The 18,185-nt window shown below is 69.9% G+C and carries 16 protein-coding genes; 9 read left to right on the forward strand and 7 right to left on the reverse strand.

Annotated features, from left to right (window positions below; all coding sequences use genetic code 11):
* The first annotated feature begins 47 nt into the window (after positions 1-47).
* A complete protein-coding gene (locus M8859_RS10785) occupies positions 48-1,196 on the forward strand; it encodes a DUF5925 domain-containing protein (protein WP_236565762.1) in 1,149 nt (382 codons plus the stop codon).
* Between the two features lie 173 nt (positions 1,197-1,369).
* Positions 1,370-2,113, forward strand: coding sequence for an LppU/SCO3897 family protein (locus M8859_RS10790; protein WP_159930381.1), 744 nt, complete (start codon positions 1,370-1,372; stop codon positions 2,111-2,113).
* A gap of 79 nt (positions 2,114-2,192) precedes the next feature.
* Here the strand turns inward: M8859_RS10790 and M8859_RS10795 are convergent, their stop codons facing one another.
* The gene (locus M8859_RS10795) at positions 2,193-3,539 is read right to left on the reverse strand and encodes an MFS transporter (protein WP_249644162.1); all 1,347 of its coding nucleotides are present in this window, start codon (positions 3,537-3,539) and stop codon (positions 2,193-2,195) included.
* Positions 3,540-3,688: 149 nt separating this feature from the next.
* Positions 3,689-4,537 (reverse strand): NAD(P)H-binding protein, encoded by an 849-nt coding sequence (locus tag M8859_RS10800; RefSeq protein ID WP_159930379.1) that lies wholly within the window; start codon positions 4,535-4,537, stop codon positions 3,689-3,691.
* Between the two features lie 81 nt (positions 4,538-4,618).
* Between M8859_RS10800 and M8859_RS10805 the strand changes: the two genes are divergently transcribed.
* The gene (locus M8859_RS10805) at positions 4,619-5,584 is read left to right on the forward strand and encodes an AraC family transcriptional regulator (RefSeq protein WP_249644163.1); all 966 of its coding nucleotides are present in this window, start codon (positions 4,619-4,621) and stop codon (positions 5,582-5,584) included.
* 132 nt (positions 5,585-5,716) lie between these two features.
* Positions 5,717-6,139, forward strand: a complete 423-nt coding sequence (locus tag M8859_RS10810) for an acyl-CoA thioesterase (protein WP_249644164.1) — start codon at positions 5,717-5,719, stop codon at positions 6,137-6,139.
* Positions 6,140-6,158: 19 nt separating this feature from the next.
* Here the strand turns inward: M8859_RS10810 and M8859_RS10815 are convergent, their stop codons facing one another.
* From M8859_RS10815 to pdhA, 3 genes are read right to left on the reverse strand one after another with little or no spacing between them, the layout of a single operon-like run.
* A complete protein-coding gene (locus M8859_RS10815) occupies positions 6,159-7,496 on the reverse strand; it encodes a dihydrolipoamide acetyltransferase family protein (RefSeq protein ID WP_249644165.1) in 1,338 nt (445 codons plus the stop codon).
* Positions 7,497-7,526: 30 nt separating this feature from the next.
* Complete coding sequence (locus M8859_RS10820; protein ID WP_159930376.1) at positions 7,527-8,510, reverse strand: alpha-ketoacid dehydrogenase subunit beta; 984 nt, start codon at positions 8,508-8,510, stop codon at positions 7,527-7,529.
* Positions 8,507-9,619, reverse strand: coding sequence for a pyruvate dehydrogenase (acetyl-transferring) E1 component subunit alpha (gene pdhA, locus M8859_RS10825; protein WP_195139547.1), 1,113 nt, complete (start codon positions 9,617-9,619; stop codon positions 8,507-8,509). Before pdhA ends, M8859_RS10820 begins: the two co-directional genes overlap by 4 nt.
* A gap of 150 nt (positions 9,620-9,769) precedes the next feature.
* Between pdhA and M8859_RS10830 the strand changes: the two genes are divergently transcribed.
* Positions 9,770-10,261 (forward strand): Lrp/AsnC family transcriptional regulator, encoded by a 492-nt coding sequence (locus M8859_RS10830; protein ID WP_159930374.1) that lies wholly within the window; start codon positions 9,770-9,772, stop codon positions 10,259-10,261.
* Positions 10,262-10,454: 193 nt separating this feature from the next.
* Positions 10,455-11,261 (forward strand): SDR family NAD(P)-dependent oxidoreductase, encoded by an 807-nt coding sequence (locus tag M8859_RS10835; RefSeq protein WP_159930373.1) that lies wholly within the window; start codon positions 10,455-10,457, stop codon positions 11,259-11,261.
* Positions 11,262-11,319: 58 nt separating this feature from the next.
* Here the strand turns inward: M8859_RS10835 and M8859_RS10840 are convergent, their stop codons facing one another.
* A complete protein-coding gene (locus M8859_RS10840; protein ID WP_223521578.1) occupies positions 11,320-12,501 on the reverse strand; it encodes a benzoate/H(+) symporter BenE family transporter in 1,182 nt (393 codons plus the stop codon).
* Positions 12,502-12,717: 216 nt separating this feature from the next.
* Between M8859_RS10840 and M8859_RS10845 the strand changes: the two genes are divergently transcribed.
* Complete coding sequence (locus M8859_RS10845) at positions 12,718-13,524, forward strand: sulfurtransferase (RefSeq protein WP_201295403.1); 807 nt, start codon at positions 12,718-12,720, stop codon at positions 13,522-13,524.
* Positions 13,525-13,536: 12 nt separating this feature from the next.
* Here the strand turns inward: M8859_RS10845 and M8859_RS10850 are convergent, their stop codons facing one another.
* Complete coding sequence (locus M8859_RS10850; RefSeq protein ID WP_159930370.1) at positions 13,537-13,899, reverse strand: hypothetical protein; 363 nt, start codon at positions 13,897-13,899, stop codon at positions 13,537-13,539.
* A gap of 522 nt (positions 13,900-14,421) precedes the next feature.
* Between M8859_RS10850 and M8859_RS10855 the strand changes: the two genes are divergently transcribed.
* On the forward strand, positions 14,422-17,253 hold the full coding sequence (locus M8859_RS10855; protein WP_159930369.1) for a DEAD/DEAH box helicase: 2,832 nt from the start codon (positions 14,422-14,424) through the stop codon (positions 17,251-17,253).
* Positions 17,250-18,014, forward strand: coding sequence for an SWIM zinc finger family protein (locus tag M8859_RS10860; protein WP_159930368.1), 765 nt, complete (start codon positions 17,250-17,252; stop codon positions 18,012-18,014). Before M8859_RS10855 ends, M8859_RS10860 begins: the two co-directional genes overlap by 4 nt.
* Positions 18,015-18,185 lie beyond the last annotated feature (171 nt).

The raw sequence follows: 18,185 nt of genomic DNA on the forward strand, positions 1-18,185 counted from the left end.
CGTAATTCGATGGACAGCGCGGTCGGCCGCCCCGGATCATTCTCGGAGTGTCCGCACGTCATGAGCCCCTTCGGTTGATCGGTCCCGGGGAGCCCTCGGTCGATCCCGCCGAGCGGCTGCCGTGGACCGTCACGGTCGATTCCACCTACTCGATTCGCGACGCGATCGATGCCCTCGCGCTCAATCCGTTCCTGCGCGGCGATCAGCCGTGCGCGCGCACGGCGCATCTGGAGCGGGTGCGGCCGGACGCGCCGCTGCGTCCCGCACGCGGCCGCGTGGTGCGCACGGTGCGCGACAACGACAGCGGGGCCACGCTCGTGGTCGGGCACGGCTGGTCGCTGCGGTCGGTGCGCTGGTCGGGTGGTTCGGCGATGGTCGAGGTCACCGCCGTCACCGACGCGCTCGCGGACGAGTTGCTCGCCGAGGCCGTGCGCGACGCGGCAGCGCCGCCGGAGACGGGCGACACCGTGGAGATGGGCTTCTGGCACATGCACACCCATGGCCCGCAACGGCGTTCGCGTTCCATCTCCGCGCCCGAGTGGTCCTCGATCCGCGGCAATTACGCCGGCGAGGTGGCCGCCACGATGGATCGCCTGATGGCGATCACCGCCGACGACGTGCGCGGCCGGCTGGTACTGCTGCACGGGCCTCCCGGCACCGGGAAGACCACCGCACTGCGCGCACTGGCACGGGCCTGGGGCGCGTGGTGCCAGTTCGACTGTGTGCTCGACCCCGAGGTGATGTTCGGCAAGCCGGGCTATCTGATGGAGGTGGCCGCGGGTGTCGACAACCCCGACGAAGGCGCGCCCCGCTGGCGGATGCTGGTTCTGGAGGACTGCGACGAGCTGATCCGCGGTGAGGCGAAGGAGGCTGCGGGGCAGGGACTCTCGCGGCTGCTGAACCTGACCGACGGAATGCTCGGCCAGGGCAGGGACGTGCTCGTCGCCATCACCACCAACGAGGACCTGTCCCGCCTGCACCCAGCGGTGACGCGGCCGGGCCGGTGCCTGGCGCGAATCGAGATCGGGCGGCTGTCGGGCACGGAGGCGACGGCCTGGCTGGACCGGGAGCAGCGCTCCGAGGCCGGCGCGTATCCGGACGGAGCGACGTTGGCCGAACTCGTCGCGGTGCGCGACGGCGAGGCCCGCATCGACTCCGTCACCGAGAAAACGGTTAGTCCGGGACTGTATCTGTGAACCGGCCGGAAGGGCTCGGCTGAGCGGAACCTTTGCAGCGCGCGTCATTACGAGTGAGTGAAAAGAACCACGCGGTATCTCGCACGGCGGTGTTCATACCGATCGGCTAGATTCCATGGGTTCGCCCGTCGCGCTGTGCGCACGGAACCACGCGAGACCCGGGGAGGGGATCCATGACCACACCACCGAACTATCCGAATCCAGGCCCGCCCGGCCACCCACAGCAGCCGCCCGGTCCCGCTCCGCAAGGCTTTCCGGGGCAACAGGGTTACCCGGGGCAGCCTCAGGGCTACCCCCAGCCCGGATACCCTGGCCAGCCGGGCTATCCGCCGCAGGGTGGCTTCCCGCAGCAGCCGGGCTACCCGGGTGGCGGGTTCCCGCCGCCGGGGCCACCACCGCGGCAGAACAGGGGCGGCGGTGGCGTCGGCAAGATCCTGGCCGTACTCGGTGTCGTCGTGGTGCTCGGCTTGCTGGTCGTGGGGGCCCGCACCGTGTTCCGCTCGGACGGGGAGAAGATCGAGATCGGTCAGTGCGCGAAGTTGTCGGGCACCACGATCAAAGCCGAGTTCGCCACCAAGGAATGCTCCGATCCGGAAGCCAACTACGTCGTGGCGCAACGGCTCGACGGCTCGAACGCGGACTGCCCGACCAAGGATTACGCCAGCTACTACCAGACCGGCAGCAACGATTACACGCTGTGCCTGCGGCTGAACGTCAAGGAGGGCGACTGTATCGACGGCGGCTTCCTCGGCGCCAGCACGAAGGTCGCGTGTGGTTCGGCGGCGGACTTCAAGATCGGCCGGATCGTGCGCGGCACCGCGGACAAATCCGCGTGCGGAGCGAAGGCGACCGAGAACGACACGATCGTCTACCCCAAGCCCGAGCCGATAACCCTGTGCCTGGCGCCGCCCAAGTAGCGGTTCGTGGATAGTCGAGGAAGTCGGGGCTCGGCCATCGAGTGAGTGCCGATGGTCGAGCCGCGAGGCACCGAGGCGGTCAGGCCGCCTGCCTACCGGGCTCGGCGACGACGCTCGCGAACCAGCAGCAGAGCAGTATGGCGACCATCGGTACGACCATGGCCGTGGTCAGCGACACCACGGCGGTGAGCCAGCCGATGACCGTGGGACCGGCGAGCAATCCGACGTAGCCGACGCTGAACACCCGGGACATGTCGGTCGCGGCTGTGCCGGAGCCCAGATTGCCTGCCGCGGTGAAGATCTGCGGTACGCCACCGGCCAGTCCGATCCCGGTCATTGCCCAGCCCAGCAGCGTCAGCGGAATCCAGGGCGAGACGATGATCACCGCGAAGCCGAGGGCGGCGATCAGCGAGCCGTAGCGCACCACCGCGACCCGGCCGAAGACGTGGCTGACCCGGTCGATGCCGAAACGCCCGATCGTCATCGTGGTGGAGAAGGCGCCGAAGGCCAGCGCGGCGGTCGCCGCGTCGGCGCCCAGATGCTCGCGCATCTGCAACGCGCTCCAGTCCGCGGCCACGCCCTCGGCCAGGAGCAGTGCGAAGGCGATCGCCGCCAGAGCGAGAACTTTTCGGGCGCGATCGCGGGCGTTCACCTGCCCGCCTGCCTTGTCATCGCGAGGTCGGTCCAGCGGCTGTGCCGTCGCCGTCCCGTCGTACGCGGTCGGCGTGACGTCGTGCCCGGACCCGGCGGCCTCGTGCCGGGGTGTCATCGCGTCGTGGCCGAGCGGCGTGGCGTCGAGCTCGGTCGCGTGCACTGACGCGACACCGTGGGTGGCCGTGTGCGCGGAGGGGGAGACTTCCCGCAGCAGCCGCGGCACCAGCGCGAGCGTCAGCGCGACACAGGCGAGCGCCGCGAGCGTCAGGGTCGCCCGCACATCCCAGCCCGCCCGGAGCGCGGCGGCTCCGAGCAGTGAACCGAGCAAGCCACCGCCGGAGAACAGCGCGTGGAAGGCGGCCATGATCGGACGCCGGTAGGCCCGCTCGACCAGTACCGCTTGGGTATTCATCGACACGTCCAGCGCTCCGTTGCCGAAGCCGAAGAACATCAGAGCGAGCGCCAAAGTGAACGGGCCGGTGGCCAGGCCGGGCCCGATCATCGCCACCGACCCGATGCACGCGGCCGCGCCGACCAGCGTCCTGCTGCCGAACCGATCGGCGAGCGGACCCGCCAGCCGCATCCCGACGATGCCCGCACCGGACATCAGCAGGATGAACATCCCCAGTGTCGATTTCGAGATCCCGGTGCGGTCGATGACCACCGGGATGTGCACCACCCACATGGCGAGTAGGAAGCCGTTCAACGCGAAAACGGTGAACACCGCGGCGCGCGCGACGCGGATCGGACGATCGACCGTCGGGCTCAACACCACTTCGACGGTACCGATAAATGGTCCGTTTCGGCCGGCCTCGCCCGCGGAACCGGTCCAGGGCGTCGTCGACCTGGTCGTGCGACCGTGCGTGACGCTCGGCATTGCGCGTCGCGTCCGCGAGCGAGCCCGCTTATCTTCTCAACGCCTCATGCGGCCGGGACATTCCAGATTCCGGTGGCCGCCGTCTGCGTGACGTAGTCGGCGAAATCCTTCGGACTGCGGCCGATCGCACGGCGTACGCCCTCGCCCGGCTCGGCGTTGCGCCCGTCGAGCACCGTGCCGAACAAGTAGTCGAGCAGGCTCACCACGTCGGCGGGAACTCCGGATTCGGTCAGTCCGGCGACGAAATCCGTTCGGGAGACGGGCACGAAGGCGATCGGCCTCCCGGTGGCCGCGGCGATCTCCGCGACCGCCTCGCCGAAGGTGATCGCCCGCGGCCCGGTCAGTTCGTAGATCTCGCCGTCGTGCCGGTCCGAGGTGAGCGCGGCGACGGCTACGTCGGCGATGTCGTCGGCGTGCACGAACGGCTCGGGCACGCTGCCATTGGGCAGTGCGAGTTCCCCGGCCAGGATGTAATCGGTGAACGCGCCCTCACTGAAGTTCTGCGCGAAGAAACTGCTGCGCATGATCGTCCAGTGCAGGCCCGAGTCCCGCACGGCCTGCTCGCACTGCACGGCCTCCGGCTCGCCCCGCCCGGACAGCAGCACCAGCTTGCGCACGCCTGCTTGCGCGGCGGCCCCGGCGAACGCGCGGATTACCTCGGGCGCGCCGGGGACCGCGAGGTCCGGCTGGAACGCGACGTAGACGGCGCGCACGCCGGTCAGCGCGGCGGGCCAGGTGCCGCGGTTGGCCCAGTCGAACGGGATGTCCGCGGCTCGCGAGCCGACGCGGACCGGATGCCCGGCCGCGCGGAGCCGGGTGAGGACACGGCTGCCGGTCTTGCCGGTGCCGCCGGTCACGAGGATGAGGTGGTGGTCAGTGGTGGTGTTTGTCATGGATCCAAGTACATCCGCCGCAGCTGAGACGGAACATGGTTCAGCGGCTCATGATCATGCGTGATCGTCTACTCTGGAGGCGTGGATGCGCTCGCCAGTCTGCTCGAAGGCCCTCGCGCTCGCGGCGCGTTCCTGATGTGCTCGCTGCTGAATCCGCCGTGGTCGCTGCGCATCGAGGACGAGGCGCCGCTGACCGTGCTGTCGATGATCCGCGGCGGCGGGTGGATCGTCACCGATCAGGGCGCGCCGCGGCAGTTGGGCGCGGGCGATGTCGCGATCTTTCGCGGGCCCGCGCCGTACACGGTGGCCGACGACCCGACCACCGAACCGCAGATCGTCATCCATCCCGGCCAGGTGACGAAGACGCCGGACGGCGAAATTCTTTGCGAAACACTCAGTTTGGGTGTCCGGCAGTGGGGGACCGATCCGCACGGAGCGACCCTGATGGTCACCGGCACCTATGAGTCCGCGGGCGCGGCCAGCCAGCGCCTGCTGCGCGCGCTCCCACCCGCGCTGGTGTTGCAGCGCGACGACTTCGACAGCCGGGTGCTCGACATCCTGGTCGACGAGGTGACCAAGGACGAGCCCGCCCAGAGCGCCGTGCTGGATCGCCTGCTGGATCTGGTGCTGATCGCCGCGCTGCGCGCCTGGTTCGCCCGCAACGACGCGCCCGCCTGGTACCACGCCTACGGTGACCCGCTGGTCGGCAGAGCCCTGCGCCTGCTCCAGCACAATCCGGCGCACGGGTGGACGGTCGCGGGCTTGGCCGAGGCGGTGGGGGTGTCGCGGGCCGCCCTGGCGCGCCGGTTCACCGACCTGGTGGGTGAGCCGCCGATGGCCTTCCTCACCGAATGGCGGCTGGCACTGGCCGCCGACCTGCTGCAGGAGTCCGACGCCACGATCGAGGCCATCGCCCGTCAGGTCGGGTACGGCAGTGCCTTCGCGCTGAGCACCGCGTTCAAGCGGCACTTCGGCGTCTCCCCGCGCGACCACCGGCACAGCCGCGTGCGGTCAGGCCCGGAGGAGGGAGCTCGCGTAGCCACGTAGGGCCCCGCACGCGGCTCGATGGATACAGCCGCGTGCGGTCAGGCCCGGAGGAGGGAGCTTGCGTAGCCACGTAGGGCCCCGCACGCGGCTCGATGGATACAGCCGCATTCCCACTGAGCTATCGTCGGCCGGGTGACGCAGCAGTATCCGGTGCTCTGGCCAGTGCCGACCCGGTGGGCCGACAACGACCACTACGGGCACGTGAACAACGTGACCTACTACTCGTACTTCGACACCGCGGTCAACGCGTGGTTGATGCACGCCACCGGAACCGACATCCGCGAGTTGCCCGCGCTCGGAGTGGTGGCGCAGACCTCCTGCCAGTACCTCGGCTCGATCAGTTTCCCGGACCAGTTGCAGGTCGGCTTGCGCATCTCCCGGCTCGGCCGCTCCAGCATCACCTACGACCTGGCCATCTTCCGGGAGGCCGACGGCGCGCTGGAATTGTCCGCCACCGGCGTCTTCGTGCACGTCTACGTGGACGCCGAGACCCGCAAGCCGGTCGAGATCCCGGGGGTCATCCGCACTGCGGCGGCGGCGCTCGTCACGGACTGAGCGCCGAGGGTGGACGGCGTCACACGCGGCTGAGCAGGGTGAGCGGGTCTTCCAGGAATCCCGCGGTGGTGGTGAGGAAGCGGGCCGCGAGCTCGCCGTCGATCACGCGATGGTCGAAGCTGACGCCGAGGGTTGTCACCCACCGGACGGCGATCTCGTCCCGGACGACCCACGGCCGCTTGCTGATCGAGCCGAGACACAGGATGGCGGACTCGCCCGGATTGACCAGCGGGAAGCCGGCGTCCACGCCGAAGACGCCGACGTTGGTGATGGTGAAGGTGCCGCCGCGCAGGTCGGCGGGCGTCGCGCGGCCCGCGCGGGCGGTCTCGGCCAGCCAGCCGATCTCGCGGGTCAGGTCGCGCAGGCTCGAGGTCTGCGCTTCTTTGATGTTCGGTACCAGCAGCCCACGCTCGGTGGCCACCGCGATGCCCAGGTTCACGTAGTGCTTGGTGACGATTTCTCCGGAGGCTTCGTCCCAGAAGACGTTCATGCCGGGAGGGTCGGCCAGCGCGGCGAGCGTGGCCTTGGCGACCAGCGGTAGCGGCGTCAGGGTCAGGCCCGCGAACGGTTTGGTGCTGCGCAGGTGGTCGAGGAGTTCCATCGAGGCGGTGCAGTCGACGGTGACGAAAGCCCCGGCCTGCGGGATGGTGCGCGCGCTGTTCGTCATCGCCGCCGCGGTGCGCTTGCGGATGCCACTGATCGGAGTGCGTTCCTCGCGCGCTGACGGGAGGGCCGTCCCGGCGGGCGCGTCGGCCGGTCCGACCGGACGCGGCTGGGAGACGGGCACCGCGCCGCGGACGTCATCGAGGGTAACCGCGCCACCCGGACCTGAGCCCGCGATGAACCACAGGTCAATGCCGAGTTCACGAGCGAGTTTTCGTGCGGCGGGTGTAGCCGCCGGGCGGGTTTCGCCGAGCGCTTTGCCCGGCCGTTCCGGTTCCCGCAGTTCGGTATCCGCCTCGGCGGGCGGCGAGACGCGGTGTTGTTCCGAGGGAGGCCGCCGCCGGGATGTGGCCTCTTCTTCGGGGCCATAACCCACCAAGACCGACGCACGGCCCGTTTCCCTCGTGGTCTCTTCCGGCCGGGCCGCCTGCTCCACGCGGATGAGCGGCGCCCCCACCGCGACGGTGTCGCCCGGCCGCGCGAGCAATTCCACCACCCGGCCCGCGAACGGCGACGGCAACGACACGACCGCTTTGGCGGTCTCCACTTCGGCGATGGCCTGATTCAACTCGACCGTGTCGCCGACGGCCACCTCCCACGCCACCAGTTCGGCGTCGGCGAGGCCCTCCCCGAGGTCCGGCAACCGGAATTCCAACACGGACGCCGAAAAGTCTTGACGGGCCGAGTTGTCCACGGGAGCACCTCTCACTACGGCGAGCCCGCCTCACGCGGCGAGGGAACGGTCGACCGCGTCGAGAATGCGGTCGGGGTCGGGCAGGTGGTGTTTCTCGAGCTTAGCCGGGGGGTAGGGGATGTCGAATCCGCCGACGCGCAGCACCGGCGCCTCCAAGTGGTAGAAGCAGCGCTCGGTGATTCGCGCGGCGATCTCGGCGCCGAGCCCGGCGAATACCGGCGCCTCGTGCGTGACGACCAGCCGTCCGGTCTTCGCGACCGACTCCTCGATGGTGTCGAAATCGATCGGAGACAGGCTGCGCAGGTCGATCACCTCGAGTGCGCGTCCCTCCCGCGCGGCGATCCGCGCGGCCGACAGCGCGGTCGCCACGGTGCCGCCGTAGGCGACGACGGTCGCGTCCGAACCCGTGGTGCACACGCGCGCGCGGTCCAGTGCCAGGCCGCCGTCGCGGTCGAGCGCGACGAAGTCGACGTCGGCTTTGTCCCAGTACCTGCGCTTGGGCTCGAAGAAGATCACCGGGTCGTTCAACGCGATCGCCCGGCGGATCATCGAGTACGCGTCCGAGGGGTTGCTCGGTGTCACGACGCGCAGCCCGGCGGTGTGCGCGAAATAGACTTCGGGTGATTCGGAGTGGTGCTCGACCGAACCGATTCCGCCACCGAAAGGGATGCGAATGGTCAACGGCGCGTTGACCTTTCCCTGCGTGCGATAGTTGATCTTGGCGACGTGCGAGACGATCTGATCGAAGGCGGGATAGACGAAGCCGTCGAACTGGATCTCGCACACCGGCCGGTAGCCCCGCAGCGCCATGCCGAAAGCCGTTCCGATGATGCCGGATTCGGCCAGCGGCGTATCGATGACGCGGTTGTCGCCGAAGTCCTTCTGCAACGTGTCGGTCACCCGGAATACGCCGCCGAGGCGGCCGATGTCCTCGCCCATCAGCAAGACCTTCGGATCGTCCTCCAGCGCGCGGCGTAAGCCGGTGTTGAGCGCGGCGGCGAAGGTGGTGATCATCGCGGGACTCCTTCTGCTGGTGCGCGGTGCCCGCCGGGATCACCGGCCAGGTATTGCGCGTATGCCCTCCGCTGTTCGGTGATCAGCGGGTGCGGAGCGGTGTAGACGTGGTCGAACAGCTCGCTCGGCGCCGGATCGGGCATGCCGATGGTCGCGCCGCGCACCGCTCGGGCGACCGCGTCCGAACGCTCGGCGACCTGGGCGGCGAACGCGTCGTCCCAGTGCCCTTCGTGCTCGAGCAGCCTGCGGACACGGTCGATCGGATCGCGCCGCGCCCACTGCTCGGTCTCGGCGGCCGAGCGGTAGCGGGTGGGATCGTCCGCGGTGGTGTGCGGACCCATCCGGTAGGTGAGCGCTTCGATGAACGACGGGCCGCCGCCGGAGCGCGCCCTGGCCGCCGCCTGTCTGGTCACGGCGAGCACGGCGAGCACATCGTTGCCGTCGACCTGCGTGCCCGGCATGCCGTATCCGTACGCGCGGTGGGCGATCGGTGTCGCGCTCTGGACCCGCACCGGTTCGCTGATCGCCCAATGGTTGTTCTGGCAGAAGAACACCACGGGCGCGCTCCAGCTCGCGGCGAATCCGAGCGCCTCGGCCAGATCGCCCTGACTGCTGGCGCCGTCGCCGAAATAGGCGATGGTGGCGATCTCGGCGCCGTCCAAGTGCGCGGCGAACGCGTAACCGGTCGCGTGCAGGCCCTGGGAACCGACGACGATGTTCGGGTTGGTCATGTTCACCGGACGCGGGTCCCAGCAATGGTGGGCGGCTCCGCGCCAGAGCCGGGTGAGATCGGTGGGCGGCACCCCGCGGCAGTAGGCGACCGCCGTTTCGCGGTAGCTGCAGAACACGTAGTCGTCGGGACGCAACGCGTGCGCCGAGCCGACCTGGGCGGCCTCCTGTCCGAGTAGGGGCGCCCACAGGCCGAGCTGGCCTTGCCGCTGCAGCGCGGTGGCCTCGACGTCGATCCGCCGGGTGACCACCATGTCCGCGTACAACGCCCGCAGCTGCTGCGGCCCGATGTCGGTGACCAGCGCGGCATGCGCTGGATCGAGGACACGGCGACCATCCGGCTGCACCAACTGAACCGGATACTCGGACTTGCCGGGCATGGACGATCGCCTCCTCACCAGGCCGTAGCGACACACCGGAATGTGCCCTACTTCACAGCATCCACCTCAATGCGAACTGCGCAAGCGGTCGGCCGATGGATGGGCAGAATGCTCAATTGCGACTGGCGGGCTGATGTCATACTGCGTGGTATGACCAGAGAAAACGTCGCCGTGAGCCTGGATGCCACCGACGCCAGGCTGCTCCTGGAGCTGGTCGCCAATCCCAGGGCAACGGGTGTCGAGCTGGCCGCGCGGCTCGGCCTGTCCCGCAATACCGTGCAGGCTCGGTTGTCCCGCTGGGAGGCCGGTGGCGTGCTCGGCAGCTTCGAGCGTCGAGTCGAGCCGCGCGCGCTCGGTTATCCGCTCGCCGCGTTCGTGGCAGTCGTCGTCGACCAGCACCGGCTGGATTCGGTGGTCGACGAACTCGCCGAGGTGCCCGAGGTGACCGAGGTGTGCGGCATGACCGGACTCACCGATCTGACGGTGCGAGTGGTCGCGCGCGACGCCGACGACCTGTATCGCATCGCCGGGCAGATCCTCAAGATCCCCGGCGTCGAGCGCACCAACATGGCGCTGGTGATGCGCGAGCTGGTCGGTCCGCGCACCGCACCGCTGCTCGATCGCCTGGCGAACTCGGGGTGAACGCCCCTGACCTCGACTGTGCTGAGGTTCGAGTCGTCGCCGTTCGCCAAGTAGACGAGTGGGATAGCGGGGGTTGTGCGCGTCGGCTCGAACTTCCGGGCCGCCCGGTTACACCGCGCGACCGATTCCCCGACGCGGCTCGCGGCGGCCGCGATGGCTCCGGGACAGCGCGATGTCCCGCTAGGGTGCGGGAATGGAGATTTCGGGCAAAGTGGCCATTGTGACGGGGGCGGGCGCGGGGATCGGGGCGGCGTTGGCCGCCCGGCTCGTCGCGGCAGGCGCGCGCGTGGTGCTGGCCGATCTGGACGGTGCGAGTGCGGCCAGGGTGGCGGAGTCTCTGGGGCCGGGTGCGGTCGCGGTGGGTGGTGATGTGGCCGACGAGGCGGTCATCCGCGAGTCGATCGACCGCGCCGAGGCCGAATTCGGGCCGGTGGACCTGTATTTCGCCAACGCGGGCATCGGCGGCGGCGCGGGCCTGGACAGCACCGACCAGCAGTGGGCAGCCGCGCTCGAGGTCAACGTGATGGCGCACGTCCGCGCCGCGCGGATGCTGGTGCCCGGATGGCTGGCGCGCGGCGGCGGCTACTTCGTCGGCACGGCGTCGGCGGCGGGGCTGCTCACCCAGCTCGGTTCGGCGCCCTACGCGGTGTCCAAGCACGCGGCCGTCGGGTTCGCGGAATGGCTGTCGGTCACCTACGGCGACCGTGGGGTCCGGGTGAGCTGCGTGTGCCCGATGGGCGTGGACACGCGGTTGCTGCAGGGCGGCCTGGTTCCGCCGGAGCACGCCGCCGAGGCGGAACTCGCGGTGAAGGCCGTCACCAGCGCGGGTGCGGTGCTGTCCCCGGAGGAGGTCGCCGAGGTCGTGCTGACCGGGGTGGCCGACGAGCGCTTCTTGATCCTTCCGCACCCCGAGGTGCTGAAGATGTACCGCCACAAGGGCTCCGACTACGATCGCTGGCTCGACGGAATGCGCCGCTTCCAGGCCGCACTGCAGGCGTAGGCGGCTGCCGAGCCTTCGCTCGACCCGGTGAGCCGTGGACGCACTTCCTCGGCCGGGCTCATTGCGACCGAGGCAGCACTTTGCGCACCACGAGCCCGGCGAGCAGCGCCCAGAAAGCGGCGCCGATGCCGGCGAACCCGACCCCGGAGGCGGCGATCACGAAGGTCACGACGCCTGCCTCGCGGTGCTCGGAGCGCAGTGCCGCGCCGAGCGCCGCCGCCAGGGTCGCCAGCAGGGCCAGGCCGGCGACGGTTTCCAGCGTTCCCGCCGGAGCGGTCGCGATCAACGTCACCAGGGCGGCCGAACCCAGCGCTAGGGCCAGATACATCACGCCCGTGGTGAACGCCGCGATCCAGCGCCGCTTCGGGTCCGGATGCGCGGCGGGGGCTGCCGAGAGCGCGGCGCTGATGGCGGCGAGGTTGATCGCGTGCCCGCCCGCGGGCGCCCCGGCGACGGTGCCGAGACCGGTGACGGTCATCGCCGCGCGCCAGGGCACCCGGTAGTCGAACGAGGCCAGTACCGCGGTCCCCGGGATGTTCTGCGACGCCATGGTCACGACGTAGAGCGGGATCGCGACGCCGATCAGCGCTTGCCAGCTCCAGTGCGGCAGCGTCAGTTCCAGCCGCGGGGCCATCGCGGCCACGTCGAGGTGCCGGTGCTGCGCCATGATGCTGATCGCGGCGCCGAGCGCCGCGGTCGCGAACGCGGCGATCACGGCCCAGCGCTGGGCATACCGTTGCAGCACGAGCCAGACCAGGATCACCGGCACCACCACCGCCGGACTGGTCTGCACGGCCCGGACCGGAGCCAGGCACAACGGCAGTAGCACACCGGCCAGCATGGCCTGTGCTATCTCCACCGGGATCGCGGCGACCAGCGTGCCCAGCCGCTGCCACAGTCCGGTGACCACGATCAGCGCCCCCGCGACCACGAACGCCCCGATCGCGGCGGGCCAGCCGCCCGCCACCGCGCCGGTCCCGGCCAGCAGCGCCGCGCCGGGCGTGGACCAGGCCAGCGTGATCGGCATCCGGTAGCGGTAACTCAGCGCCATCATGCCGACCGCCTGCGTGAGGCACAGCGCGAGCAGGCCCGACGCGGCTTGGGCGGGACTCGCTCCCACCGCGGTCAATCCGCTCAGCACCACCGCGAACGAGCTGGTGAAACCGACGAGCGCCGTCACCGCGCCCGCGCCCAGCGGGGGCAGTAGCCCGGTCTTCGACCGTTCGGGTTCCCGCGTCACGGGGGTGGGGTCGGTGGAAACATTCGACACCGGTCGGATATTGCCCCTGGTCACGCGGGCGTGTCGCCTGCCAGTGCCCGGAAACTGGCCTGACTTGGACCGGCGGGTGACATGGGACACGAGAGTATGGCGACATCGGCACATCCGGATGCGTAGGGTAGGGGAGTCGGTGCGCGAGGACGCGATTCGGGACGAGGAGCTGAGTTGAGCGCGGTACTGATCTCACCGGGAGAGCTTCGGGACGCCTTGGCGGACAAGCGGCTTCACCTACTGGATGTCCGATGGGCGCTGGGCGACCCGGACGGGCCGCAGCACTATCTCGCAGGCCACATCCCGGGTGCGGTGTTCGTCGACCTGGAGATCGAACTGGCCGCGCCGCCCTCACCCGCGCGCGGCAGGCATCCCTTGCCGGACCTCGCGCAGTTGGAGAAGTGCGCGCGCAGTTGGGGTCTGCGCAACGGCGATCCCGTGGTCGTCTACGACGCCACCGGTGGCATGGCCGCCGCCCGAGCCTGGTGGCTGCTGCGCTGGGCGGGTGTCGCGGACGTGCGCATTCTCGACGGCGGGCTGCCCGGCTGGATCGAGGCGGGTGAACCCGTCGCGACCGGCGCCGAACCCGATCCCGAGCCCGGCGACGTCGACCTGAGCCCCGGCCATCTGCCGGTGATCGATGCCGACGCGGCGGCTCGCTGGAAGGGCGTACTCCTGGATGCCCGGGCCGCGGAGCGTTTCCGCGGTGACGTGGAGCCGATCGACCCCCGCGCCGGCCACATACCCGGCGCACTGAGCGCGCCGACCGCCGACAATCTCGATGCCAAGGGCCGCTTCCGCGCAGTGGAGCAATTGCGCGATCGTTTCGCCGGTTTCGGGTCCGGGCCGGTGGCCGTGTACTGCGGTTCCGGCGTGACAGCGGCGCACCAGGTCGCGGCCCTCGCCATCGTGGGAGTGGAGGCGGCCTTGTATCCCGGGTCGTGGTCGCAATGGTCGAACGATCCGAAACGACCGGTCGCGACAGGTAGCTGACCAGCGGGGGACCTACAGCCAGGCGCGGGCCAGGAGATCGTCGTCGGTGACCTCGCTCGCCCGGGGCGGGAACCGAGTGGCCGCGATCGACTCGATATGCGTGCCGTCGTGCCCGATCAGCCACGAGCCGCCCTGCTCCTCGCATTCGGCGATCTTGGCGAACGTGGTGAGCAGGAACGTGATCGCCTCGCTCGGGTGGGTGGTGCGGGCCAGGCACTGGGATTCCCCGGGCCGCGACAGGTCCAGCCATACGCCGCACTGCCCGTCGAGCCGCATGCCGACGATCTTGTCGGCGTGCACGAAGGTCCACTTGCGCCGTTCCCACGCGGTCGTCGGTGTGAAGCTCTGCTCGAGAACCTGGAGCAGGATCGTCATGCTGCTTCCTCCGCTTCCTCGACACCAAGCTGCGGTTTCTCTGCGATGACCTGCGAATAACCCAGTATGTGCCGAACCGGCGCCGATCGGTAGTGACACGTCCATTCGTCCGGCCGCGACATTGCGATGTCTTCCCGGTACACGTGGTCCACCTCGAATTCGCGTGGTCCAGCACACTGTCGGTACCGTCCATACTGCTCCTGAACTGGGGGTTTCGCATGGATCATCGGTACGACATCCCGAAGGACCTGCACCGTCCCGGCTGACGGCAGGCGGCGAGTCCCGCTCGTGCCGCCTCGGGTGACATCCGGTGCTCGTGCCACGGCAGCGGAGTCGGTTCGACCGGGCCGAAGGCGCGCCGGTCGGGTGTTCTCGGCGTGGAAACCCGGACGTCGGCGCGGTGTGACGGCTCGGTGCGGTGGTCACGTTCGGCGCGTTCCGGCCACCCCGATCGAACTGCTCGACGATCCTGCCGACCACGGGGTGCGCGGGCGTGTCGGGGCCGCCTGCTTGGATGGGTTGATGCTGCACGGACTGTGGTCGCCGGGATCCGGGTTGCTGCTCTGGCACGACTCGCCGGTCGCTGCCGCGTCCGCCGAGCTTCCCGATCCGCTGGGCCGCGTGCTGCGGGCGTCGAAATTCCGGCACCGGGCCGAAGTCTTGGTCGTCGCGGGCGGCGTCACCGCTACCGAGCGGGTGCGTGCGCACGCCCTGGCCCCCGTGGCGGCGGCCGAGGCCCTTCGGCAGCGGCTTCCCGCCGAGCTGGTGTCGGGCGATCTGCGTTTCCTCGCGCACGTCGCCCATGGCATCGAACGCTGGGTGCGCGCCGGGCGGGTCGTGCCGGAGCTGCGCAGGGAGGACGGGCAGTGGTGGGTGCGCTGGCGGCTGGTCGGCGGGGAGCGGCAACGTGCGTGGCTGGCCGAACTGGCGGTCGCCATGCCGCAGGCCCTGCGGGTGGCCGGGCGTCCGGGCGCGCTGCTCGACGATATGGTCACCGAACTCACCGATCCGATCGCGCGGGCGCTGGCCGACCCGCCGGGCGCGTCGCATCCGTTGCTGGCCGCGCTGGTGGGCGACACCGCGCTGGACAACGGCAGCTACCAGGTCGCGGAGGTGCTGGAGCGCTGGCGGGCCAGTCTGACCGGTGACGAGCCGGAGCTGGTGCTGCGCCTGCTGGAACCGGACGGCGAGATCGGCGTGGCCGACGATGGGGTGGCGCTGTGGCGACTGGAGGTCTGCCTGCGGGTCACCGGTGAGGCGCCGAAAACGGTTGTCTTGCAGGAAGATCCGAATCTGATACGGATCGCCGTGGACAAGCTCGGCGCGGCGCAGCGCGCGTATCCGAGGCTGCGCGACCTGCCGAGCGATCCGCGCAGCCTGGATCTGCTGTTGCCCACCGAGGTGGTGCTGGACCTGGTGGCGCACGGCGCGCACGCCCTGCACGCCGCCGGAGTCCAGTTGCTGCTGCCGCGCGCGTGGAGCGTCGCCGAACCGAGTATGCGGCTGCGCGTGGACAGTGCGGTGCCCGCGGCGGAGAGCGCGGTCGGTCTGCGTGGCCTGGTCTCCTACCGGTGGGAGCTCGCGCTCGGCGACATGGTGTTGACCGCGGCCGAGATGCAACGCCTGGTGCGCGGCAAATCCGATCTGGTCCAGCTGCGCGGTCAGTGGGTGCAGGCCGATCACAAGGCGCTGGCCGCGGCGGCCCGGTATGTCGCCGCGCATGCCGACGACTCGCCGGTCACCTTCGCGGACATGCTCGGCGAGATCGCGGTCTCGCGCGTGCCGCAGGTGCCGATCACCGACGTCACGGCCTCGGGGTGGGCGGCCGACCTGCTCGACCGCACGCACGAGCCGGCGGCGGTCGCCCCGCCCGTCGGCCTGAAGGCCGAGCTGCGCCCGTACCAGGAACGCGGCCTGTCCTGGCTGGTCACGATGAGCCGGATGGGGTGCGGTGGAATCCTGGCCGACGACATGGGACTCGGCAAAACCGTTCAGGTGCTCGCGTTGCTGGTACACGAGCGCGAGAACTCGTCGCCGACCGTTACGCCCGATGCTGCTGAGCCGGGCCCCACCTTGCTCGTGTGCCCGATGTCGGTGGTCGGCAACTGGCAGCGCGAGGCGGAACGCTTCGCCCCCGACCTGCGGGTGTGGGTGCACCACGGCGCGGGACGGCGGACCGGCGCCGAACTCGACGAGACGGTCGCCGCCGCGGATCTGGTGATCACCACCTACGCGCTGCTCGTCCGCGACGCCGAGGAACTCGGCAAGCAGCAGTGGAACCGCGTCGTCTTGGACGAAGCGCAGCACATCAAGAACGCCGGAACGCGGCAGGCGCGGGCGGCGCGGTCGCTGCGGGCGCGGCATCGGTTGGCGCTCACCGGCACTCCGGTGGAGAACCGGTTGGAAGAACTGCGCTCGATCATGGATTTCGCGATGCCGAAGGTGCTCGGCAGTCCACAGTCGTTCCGCGCCCGCTTCGCGGTGCCCATCGAACGAGAACGCGACCAGAACGCGATCAGCCGCCTGCGCTGGCTCACCCAGCCGTTCGTGCTGCGGCGCGTGAAGACCGACCCCACGGTGATCAGCGACCTGCCGGACAAACTCGAGATGACGGTGCGGGCCAATCTCACCGTCGAGCAGGCCGCGCTCTATCAGGCGGTGGTGGACGACATGCTGGCCAAGATCAAGGATGCCGAAGGGATGGCGCGCAAAGGCGCCGTGCTCGGTGCGCTCACCCGGCTCAAGCAGGTGTGCAACCATCCGGCGCATTTCCTGGGCGACGGGTCGGGTGTGCTGCACCGAGGGGCGCACCGCTCCGGCAAGCTCGCCCTCGTCGAAGACGTAGTGGACGCGGTGCTGGCCGACGGCGAGAAGGCTCTGCTGTTCACGCAATTCCGGGAGTTCGGGGAGCTGGTCGCGCCCTATCTGGCGGAGCGGTTCGGAGCGCAGATCCCGTTTCTGCACGGTGGCGTGCCGAAGAAGAAGCGCGACGCGATGGTCGCCGGATTCCAGGCGCCGGACGGACCGCCGCTGATGTTGTTATCGCTCAAAGCGGGTGGCACCGGAATCAATCTCACCGCCGCCAACCACGTGATCCACTTGGACCGCTGGTGGAATCCCGCGGTGGAGAACCAGGCCACCGACCGCGCCTTCCGTATCGGTCAGCGACGCAACGTGCAGGTACGCAAGCTGGTCTGTGTAGACACGATCGAGGAGCGGATCGACGAGATGATCAACGGAAAGCGGCAACTCGCCGATCTGGCCGTCGGTGCGGGGGAGAATTGGATCACCGAACTGAGCACCGACGAACTGCGCGACCTGTTCACCCTCGGCGCGGCGGCGGTGGGTGAATGAGTTTCGTCGACTACTCCGAGTACGGGAAGAAGCTGCCGGTGCGCGGCGGAGTCCCAGCACGCAGCCTGCGCGGCGGCTTCGGTCGCACCTGGTGGGGTAAGGCGCTGGTGGAAGCGGTCGAGCGGATGGCGGAGCCGGGCCGGCTGGCGCGCGGCCGCAATTACGCCAGGTCCGGCCAGGTCGTGAACTACCGGATCGAGCCGGGCGCGGTGACCGCGGAAGTTCAAGGCAGTCAACCGCGCCCGTTCACAGCGGTGTTCACTGTGCGCCCGCTGCGCGAGGACGAACTCGAGTTGCTCATCGAGACCATTCGTTCGGCTCCGGGCATGCTCGCCGAGATCGCCTCGGGCGCGTTGCCGACGGGGTTGGGGCCGCTGCTGCTGCCGAGCACGGCGGCGGACCTGGATTTCTCCTGCACCTGCCCCGACCCGGGCTGGCCGTGCAAGCACGTGGCCGCGGTCTGCTACCTACTGGCCGAGCGACTCGACGAACGCCCGCGAGAGATCCTCACCCTGCGGGGACTCGACCTGGACACACTCATCGGCGGCATCGAGCGCGAGCCGCGATCACCCGTTTCCGACGACCCGTACGGCGAGCACGCTGCTCTGCCCGACCTGCCCGCCGTCGAATTCCGCCCGGCGCCGGAGGATCTGGATCCCGTGCTGCTGCGCAAAGCCTTGCGGATGACCTCGGCCGACGAGACGGTCGCCGCGACCGGTCTGCGTGAACTCACCGCTGTCTATCGGCTGTTCGACCGCTGACGTTGGTTGGCACCCAGCATCGAGGCTGTCGGTTACCGCCGGTCTGTCGGGGCGGGATCGATTCCGGCGGAGCGAAGGGACCGGAGACTTCCCGACGCCGGGTGCCGATATCAATTCTCCTGCCGCGCAACCCGGCACGGAACTGCCCCAGGAGCGCCTTGGCACTGCCCT

This window comes from Nocardia sputi (assembly GCF_023501985.1).